Annotated in this window: 4 protein-coding genes; 1 reads left to right on the forward strand and 3 read right to left on the reverse strand. The window is 76.0% G+C overall.

Annotated features, from left to right (window positions below):
* Positions 1-17: 17 nt before the first annotated feature.
* The 3 genes from ACFU6K_RS25545 to ACFU6K_RS25555 all read right to left on the reverse strand — a co-directional run bounded on the left by ACFU6K_RS25545 (position 18) and on the right by ACFU6K_RS25555 (position 4,395).
* On the reverse strand, positions 18-1,913 hold the full coding sequence (locus ACFU6K_RS25545; protein ID WP_380666737.1) for a CocE/NonD family hydrolase: 1,896 nt from the start codon (positions 1,911-1,913) through the stop codon (positions 18-20).
* A gap of 267 nt (positions 1,914-2,180) precedes the next feature.
* Positions 2,181-3,014: a Mut7-C RNAse domain-containing protein gene (locus ACFU6K_RS25550; RefSeq protein WP_380666739.1), complete on the reverse strand. Its 834-nt coding sequence runs from the start codon at positions 3,012-3,014 to the stop codon at positions 2,181-2,183.
* A 103-nt stretch (positions 3,015-3,117) separates the two neighbouring features.
* Positions 3,118-4,395 (reverse strand): MFS transporter, encoded by a 1,278-nt coding sequence (locus tag ACFU6K_RS25555; RefSeq protein ID WP_380666741.1) that lies wholly within the window; start codon positions 4,393-4,395, stop codon positions 3,118-3,120.
* Positions 4,396-5,198: 803 nt separating this feature from the next.
* Between ACFU6K_RS25555 and ACFU6K_RS25560 the strand changes: the two genes are divergently transcribed.
* On the forward strand, positions 5,199-7,183 hold a 1,985-nt coding region (locus ACFU6K_RS25560), incomplete at its 3' end, for a molybdopterin cofactor-binding domain-containing protein (protein ID WP_380666743.1).

The raw sequence follows: 7,183 nt of genomic DNA on the forward strand, positions 1-7,183 counted from the left end.
GTCCCGCGGCGCACGCCTCAGCGCACGACGGGCAGCTCCAGCGCGGAGCCGCGGTCGCCGCCCCAGCCGATCCGGTAGCCCGCCTTGCCGTCGGCCGGGAGCAGCTGGAAGGAGTCGGGGTTGGCGGCCGCGACGGTGAGCCGGATCCGCTCACCGGCCCGGAACAGCACCGAGACCGGCTGGAGGTCGACGGTGACGCGCTGCGCGCGGCCCTGCGGGAAGTCCTCGGCGTCCTCGGCCGCGTAGCTGCGCGGCGTGCGCAGCCGGCGCCAGTCGGGGTTGTCCGACCTGTCCGCCACCGCCCGGTCGGCCAGGAAGAGTTGACCTTCCGTCAGGTACGTGACCCGGCCGTCCGGCGCGACGTCCTCGAGGTAGACGTGCAGGGCGCCGCGGGCCGAGCCCGCCAGGCCGGTGACGTCGAGGGTGACCTTGCCGTTGCCGGTGACCCTGGTGTCGGCGCCCAGCGGTGCGGTGGTGTAGCTGAGCAGCTTGGCGTCGACGGCGGCGCGGTCGGGGTAACTGACCTCGTCGCCGCTGAGGTTGGTGTTCCAGCGGTCCAGCGGGCCGGTGCCCGCGGTCGGGTCGAGGAGCAGCCGGTCGGAGCCGCCGCGGCGGTCGTCCGCCCCGTCGACGGACGAACGGCCCGTGAGCGAGCGGTCCGTGAGCGAGCGGCCCGCGCCGAGGTCGAACCGCCGGGTGCGGGTGCCGGGCACCGGCCAACGGGTGGTGGTGCGCCAGACGCCCTCGTTGAAGGTGTAGTAGTGCACCTTCCGGGTGCCGTCGGGGCGGGCGTCGCCGCGGACGTAGCGGTCGAAGAAGTCGAGCACCCGCTGGTCGTTCTCCTGGTGTTCCTGCCTGGTGAGCGGACGGGCGGGCTGGAACGGGTCGGCGAACCAGCCGGCGCCGTGGTTCCACGGGCCGATCCAGTCGTCCTGGGTGTTGGACAGGCCGGTGAACTGGGAGAGCACCCCGTTGGCGGTGCCCGCGTCGAGCCAGCCGGCCCGGGTCAGGACCGGCACCCCGCCGGCCTCGACGGCGTCGGTCCGCTCGCCGACGCTGCCGACCGTCCAGCTCTTCGGCCCGTCCCGGTAGTCGCGGTGGACACCGGAGTGCGCCATCTCGACGAGGTTGGCGTTGTTCGCGTGCTCGGCGCGCGCGGCGGCGAGCAGGGCGGGGCCGTCGGGCCCGTCGACCGGCCGGGGCTGGAGGCCGGTGAGGCCGATGCGGGCGCAGAGCTGCCGGGTCTCCTCGTCCGTCTCGCAGGTGGTGCCGCCGGCCTGGTCGAGGATGCGCAGCAGCAGCGCGTACGGGGCGACCCGGGGTTCGATGAGCAGGCCGCCGGGGCGCACCAGGTCCTCGTAGGGGTCGAAGTCGTAGGAGATCGGGGCGGCGGCGGTGATGTGGTGGTTGCCGAGGGAGGTGGCGAGCATCGCGGTGTCGCCGCCGTAGGAGATGCCGGTGGTGCCGATCCGGCCGTTGGACCAGGGCTGGGCGGCGATCCAGTCGCTGAGCGGGCCGCTGTCGGCGGTCACGTCGGCGCCGAGTTCGGAGGTGAGGGTGCCGAAGGAGGCGCCGGTGCCGCGCAGGTCGGCGACCACGTAGGCGTAGCCGCGGGCGGTCCACTGCTCGGCCTCGCCGCTGGACCCGCCGGGTTGGCCGACCTTCACCCTGGCCCGCCAGTAGCGCTGGGTGACCAGGACGGTGGGCAGGTCGGCGCCGGCCCGGGTGCCCTCGGGCAGGTAGACATCGACGGCGAGGCGGACCCCGTCCGGCATGGTCACGTAGCGCGACCGCAGATGCGGCTCGGCGGGCCCGGCGCTCCCGGCGGCGGCCGCCGGGGCGATCGAGAGCCCGAGCACGGCCGCGGCGGCGACCAGCGCCGCCAGCGGGCGGCGCAGCGCTCCCCGCCTCATCGGACGGTCGCCTTCCGGGGGCCGTGCTCCGGGCGCGCCTCGCCGTCCGCCCCGGGTCCGGATTCCTTCAGTACCGGCGGTGGGTACGTCCCGGCCCCGTCCGGGGCGGTCGGCACCGCGGAAACCCCCGTGTCCGCGGTGCGGAAGGGCTGTTGCCCTGGCTGAGTGCTCATACGACGACCTGGCCTCTCTCCTGCGAGCGAGTAGCGTGGTCTCGTCCCCCACCGCCGATGGGACCACGGGCGCCGGGCCGCCCGCCAGGGCGCACTACCCTGAGACGACCCCGATCCGGCCCTGGTCCTCCCCGGACCCGTGGACCTCCCCGGGCTCCCCGAACTCCTCGCCCGGCCCGGGCTCCTGGCCCGGTCCGCCGGCCCGGCCGGGCCCGAAGTCGCGCACCGCCTCGGTGACGATCGCCTCCAGCCGGGCGTGGTGGGCACCGCGCCAGTAGGCCTGGCCGCAGTCCTCGCACTGGGCGAAGACGTCGTACGAGCGCTCGGTGCCGTCCCGCAGCTGCTCGCGCACCGAGGTCTTGGTGGCCGGGTGCAGCCTGCCGTTGCAGGCGGTGCAGCGGCTCCACGGGGCGAGCGGCGGCGCGAAACGGGAGAGCACGTCGCGCAGTTGCTCGGCGGGTCGGTGGCTGTAGACGTAGGCGCCGGCCCACAGTTCGCGGCGGCGCAGCAGGCCGCGGTCCCGGGAGAGCATGATCCGCTGCTCGGCGGCCGAGCGGGCGGCCAGGGCGGCGTCGCCGATGTCGGGGTTCTCGTACGCGGCGTCCACGCCGAGCAGGCGCAGCCGGCGGGCGAGGGTGCCGAGGTGGACGTCCAGCAGGAAGCGCGCCGGGACGGGCGAGGGTTGCGGCCTGGCCACGGCCCGGACGGCGATCTCCTCGCCGTCGGCCGGGACGTGGCTGTCGGGCACCGGCCGGCCGTCCACCAGCAGGGCGCCGACCTCGGTGAGCGGCACGCCCAGGGACTCGACGACGTGGCCGAGGGTGGAGGCGCCGTCGGTGCGCAGCGCGGTACGGCCGGCCCGCCGGGGCGCGGAGACGAAGAGGTGCAGCTCGGGGGCGAAGTCGAGCTGGATCTGGGGTCGGTCCACGCGGCCAGCATGCCAGCGGGCGGCGGCCCGGGGCCAGCGGGTTTCCGGTCCGGTCCCGTCGGACGCTCCCCGGGGCCGCCGCGGGGGCTCCCGTTCCCTGCGGTCAGGCCCCCGACGCGGCTCCCGCCACCACCGGGGGCGCCGGCGGTGACACCGCGTGACCGCGGTCCCGGGCCGCCCAGCGGGCGACCGGCCCCATCGCGTACCCCGCCGCCAGGAACACCCCGCCCAGGACCAGCCAGCCGGCCAGGCCCCCCTCCAGCAGCAGCGCGGTGAGCAGCAGCGGCCCGAGGGTGCGGGCGACGGCGACGCCGGTGCCGAAGAAGCCCTGGTACTGGCCGATCCGCCCGGGCGGGGCGAGGTCGAAGGCGATCTGCCAGCTGCCGGCCGACTGCCGCATCTCCCCGGCCACCTGTAGGACGGAGGCGGCGACCAGCAGCGCGGCGACCGCCCAGACCGGCACGTCCAGCGCGGACAGCCCGAACATGGCGCAGGAGCCGAGCAGCAGCAGCCCGGCGGAGCGGACCGCCCGGGCGGCCGGTTCCAGTCCGGTGACGCCGCGGGCCGCCCGGACCTGGAAGGCCAGCACCGCGAGGGTGTTGAGCACGAACAGCGCCGAGCCGAGCCAGCCGATCCCGGGGGCCCGCGCGGCGATCCAGAGCGGGATGATCAGGCTGAGCAGCGGCATCCGCAGCAACAGGACGGCGTTGACCGCGGTGACGGCGGCGTACCGGCGGTCGCGCAGCACGGCCAGGCGCGGCCCGGCGTCCGACGGCCCCGTCGCGGGCGGGGCTTCGGGCAGCCGCCGCAGGACCAGCGCGCCGATCAGGAAGCCGAGCGCGGTGACGGCGAAGGCGGCCAGGTACGCGGCGCGGGTGCCGACGCCGAGCGCGATACCGCCGATCGCCGCGCCGACGGCCAGTCCGCCGTTGAGGGTCGACTGGATGTGGGCGAGCAGCGCGGTCCGCTGCGCGGGCGGCACCAGGGCGGCGACCAGCGCCTGCCGGGCGGCGGTCAGGCCGGACTGCGCGGTGGCGTAGAGGCAGACCGCGAGCAGGAACAGCGGGTAGGAGCGGATCACCAGGAAGGCGGCGACCACGGCCGCCGTGCCGAGCGCCAGCGCCATCGAGGTGCGGCGCGGGCCCCGCCGGTCGGCGAGGTGTCCGAGCGGGACGCCGGCGAGGGAGCCGAGCGCCCAGGCGAGGGTGAGGCCGAGCCCGAGGGCGGTCGGGGACATCCCGACCACCCGGGTGAAGTAGAGGGCGGAGCAGGTGTAGTACGCGCCGTCGCCCACGGCGGCGGCCAACTGGGCGGCCGCGAGGGTCCGCTGGGGCCCGGCGGGCGGCAGGGCGCCCCAACGGGCGGTTCGGTCGGACGGCATGCCCCTCCTTCACTCGTTCGCGGGCGCCACCGGCCGGAGGCGCCCGGGCGGTCACCCGCCCGCGCCCCCAGGACCGTGAACGCCCCACGGCCGTAAACGCCTCACGGACCGTCACCCTTGTCCGCGGCCCCCGGACGGGCGGCGCGCGGAGTCGGTCTTCGCAACCGCCGGTTCGGGTGCGCCCCCAGCCTACGGAAGAACCGGCCCAGTGGAACGGTCCAGTGATCAAGGAATTTCCTGGGCCAATCCCCCCTGCCGCCGCACCGTCGACCGACCCCTGAACCCGCGTGCGAGGGGCGCCAGTTGGCGCCTCCGAGCCCGTCCCGGCGGTCCTGCCCCGGCGGCGCCCGCACCTGTGAAGCGCCGTCCGTACCCGCTCCGACTCCGCCCTCGCCGACCGCCGCGCAACCGCGATCGGGCCGCCCGAGGGCCAACTTTGACCGTGTTGACCCGTCAGTAGCCTCCTTTTATGCTCAACGGCGTTCGCGATCCGGCACCGGCCCGGGGCCGCCCCGCCCGCCCGCCCGTTCCGTCGCCGTCTCCGGCTCGAAGGGTGTCCTCCTATCAGCACCTCCCTCGCCTCCTCGGACTCCAACGGCCGGCCGCGCGACGCCGGGCACCCGAACGGTACGGCCGATGCCACGGACGCCCCGGGCCCGGACGGCACCCGCCGCCGGCGCTTCCTCACCTACCTGCTGGCCGCGCCCACCCTCACCGTCGGCGCCCGCCTCGGCGCCGACGCCGCCGAGCCCGCCACCGCGCAGGCCGCCCCGCGCCCCGTCCCGGCCCCCGCCGCGGCCGCCGTGCCGGTCCGCGAGACCGCCCTCCCCCAGCAGCTGATCGGCCTGCCCGGCATCCCGGACATCGTCGACCTCGGCGACGCGATGATCATCGCCGGGCTGCCGACCGCGCACCTGCTGGTCCTCGAAGTCACCCCCGCCGGACGCGCCGTGCTGCACCTGCCCCGATTGGAGGTCGGCCAGGGCCTCACCACCGCGATCGCCGTCATCGTCGCCGACGAGCTCGACGCCCGGCTCTCCGACGTCGACGTCCCGCTCTCCGACGCCCGCCCCGAACTGCTCTTCAACCAGCTGACCGGCGGCTCCAACTCGATCCGCTCGCTGTACGATCCGGTGCGCGCCGCCGCTGCCGCCGCCCGGGCCCGGCTGGTGACCGTCGCCGCCAGGCGCTGGAACGTTCCCGCGCCCACCCTGCGCACCGCCGACTCCGCCGTCCTCGCCCCCGACGGCCGTCGGCTCGGCTACGGCGACCTCGCCGCCGAGGCGGCCACCGTCGCCGCACCCGCCGTCCCCGCCGTCCCCAAGAGCGCCGACCAGCTGCGCCTGGTCGGCCGGCCGACCGGCCGGATCGACGCCCGCGACATCGTCACCGGCCGCGCCAAGTACGCCGGGGACCTCGACGTCCCGGGCGCCGTGCCCACCGTGGTCGCCCGCCCGACCACCGTCAACGGCACCCTCAAGTCCCTGGACGCCTCCGCCGCCCGCGCCATGCCCGGAGTCCTCGGCGTGGTGCGGATCCCGACCGGCGTCGCCGTCCTCGCCGAGACCTTCGACCAGGCGCTCAAGGCCCGCGACGCACTGCGCACCACCTGGAACCCGGGGCCGGTCGCCGGCCTGTCCGACGCCGACGTACGGTCCCGGCTGCGCGCCGCCCACCTGCCGTCCCTCCCGCCGCCGCTGTTCTCCCACCGGGTGGAGGGCGAGTTCGACTTCGCCTTCGTCAACCACGCCCCGATGGAGGTGCTCACCGCCGTCGCCGACGTCCGGCCGAACCGGGCCGAGCTGTGGTTCGCCGCGCAGAGCCCGATCCTCGCCCAGGGCACCATCGCCACCGAACTCGGCCTGCCGACGAACGCCGTCACCGTCCACGTGGTGCGCGGCGGCGGCTCGTTCGGCCGCCGGCTGTTCTTCGACGCCGCCCTGGAGGCCGCCCAGGTCTCCAAGGCCGCCGGCCGCCCGGTCAAGCTGATGTGGACCCGCAACGACGACATGCGCCACGGCCGGATGCGCCCGGCCAGCCACCACATCGTCCGGGCCACCTACGGCCTCGGCCAGGTGTTCAGCTGGGAGCACCGCGTGGCCGGCGTCGCGACCGACCTCGGGCACGGCCTCGGCGACATGCTCACCGCCGCCGGCTACAAGCTCCCGCTGGCCGGGCTCACCTCCTCCGAACTGTTCTTCCTGCTCACCGAGAAGATCCCGTACGACGTCGGGGTGCCCACCCAGCTGCTCGCCGAGGTGCCGCTGGAACTGCACACCGGCAGCTGGCGCTCGGTCTACTCGGGCACCGTCCGGGTCTCCGACGAGATCATGATGGACGAACTCGCCCGCCGGATGGGCCAGGACGAACTGGCCTTCCGCCGCGACCGGATGCGCAGCGCCGCCGGGCGGGCGGTGCTGGACGAGCTCGCCAGGCGGGGCGACTGGGGCCGCCCGATGCCCCCCGGCCAGGCCCAGGGCATCGGCTACCACGACGAGCACAGCGCCTGCGCCGCCTACCTGGTCGAGCTGGACGCCACCGACCGCGCCAACCCCCGGGTCACCAAGGCCGTCGTCGTCGCCGACGTCGGCCGGGTGATCAACCCCAGGGGCCTGGAGGCCCAGCTCACCGGCGCGCTGGTCGACGGCATCTCGGTGATCCTCCAGGCCGGCAACCACCTCGACAACGGCGCCTTCCGGGAAGGCAGTTACGGCGACTTCCACTACGCCCGGCAGCGGCACACCCCGCCGGTGGTCGAGATCCACCTGATGCCGCCGAGCGGACCGCC

This window comes from Kitasatospora sp. NPDC057512, from assembly GCF_042802135.1.
Lineage (GTDB): Bacteria > Actinomycetota > Actinomycetes > Streptomycetales > Streptomycetaceae > Kitasatospora.